This window comes from Erwinia oleae (genome assembly GCF_000770305.1).
GTDB lineage: Bacteria > Pseudomonadota > Gammaproteobacteria > Enterobacterales > Enterobacteriaceae > Erwinia > Erwinia oleae.
This window is the reverse complement of sequence record NZ_JNVB01000174.1, coordinates 1-728: the sequence shown is the minus strand read 5'-3', so window position 1 is coordinate 728 and position 728 is coordinate 1. Positions and strand designations below refer to the sequence as shown.

The 728-nt window shown below is 51.5% G+C and carries 2 tRNA genes and 1 rRNA gene; all 3 read left to right on the top strand.

The features are described from left to right. Positions 1-22: 22 nt before the first annotated feature. Positions 23-99, top strand: a tRNA-Ile gene (locus GS12_RS22800). Positions 100-242: 143 nt separating this feature from the next. Next, positions 243-318 (top strand) — tRNA-Ala (locus GS12_RS22795). 198 nt (positions 319-516) lie between these two features. Then, positions 517-728, top strand: a 23S ribosomal RNA gene (locus tag GS12_RS22790); the annotation flags it as partial.

Sequence of the window (728 nt, the reverse complement as noted above, 5' to 3'; positions counted from 1 at the left end):
AATGAGCAGAAAAAACCTCTACAGGCTTGTAGCTCAGGTGGTTAGAGCGCACCCCTGATAAGGGTGAGGTCGGTGGTTCAAGTCCACTCAGGCCTACCAAATTTGAACTCATACTGCGTTGTGGCCCCGGTTCGCATAGTTCACTATGCTTCACGGAACCACGCCTTGTCTGAGCCCAAATTCCATTTCTGAAAGAGAAACGGACTCGGTTGAGTGGTAGTAAAGGTCTCTGCACACTGTATGGGGCTATAGCTCAGCTGGGAGAGCGCCTGCCTTGCACGCAGGAGGTCAGCGGTTCGATCCCGCTTAGCTCCACCATGCAGTCTGAAATCACTTCAGAGCGTACCGGTAACGGTGTGCTGTGAAGTATTTGCTCTTTAACAATCCGGAACAAGCTGAAAATTTGAAAACGACATAGTGGGTCACTCTGCGTATAAAGAGTGGCACAAACACTATGGTCGGGTCTCTCAAATGCCTGCAACAGCATGTGTCCTCCGGGACGCTTGTGGGTTGTGAGGTTAAGTGACTAAGCGTACACGGTGGATGCCCTGGCAGTCAGAGGCGATGAAGGGCGTGCTAATCTGCGATAAGCGTCGGTAAGGTGATATGAACCGTTATACCCGACGATACCCGAATGGGGAAACCCGGTGCAATCCGTTGCATCATCGCAACATGAATACATAGTGTTGCGAGGCGAACCGGGGGAACTGAAACATCTAAGTACCCCG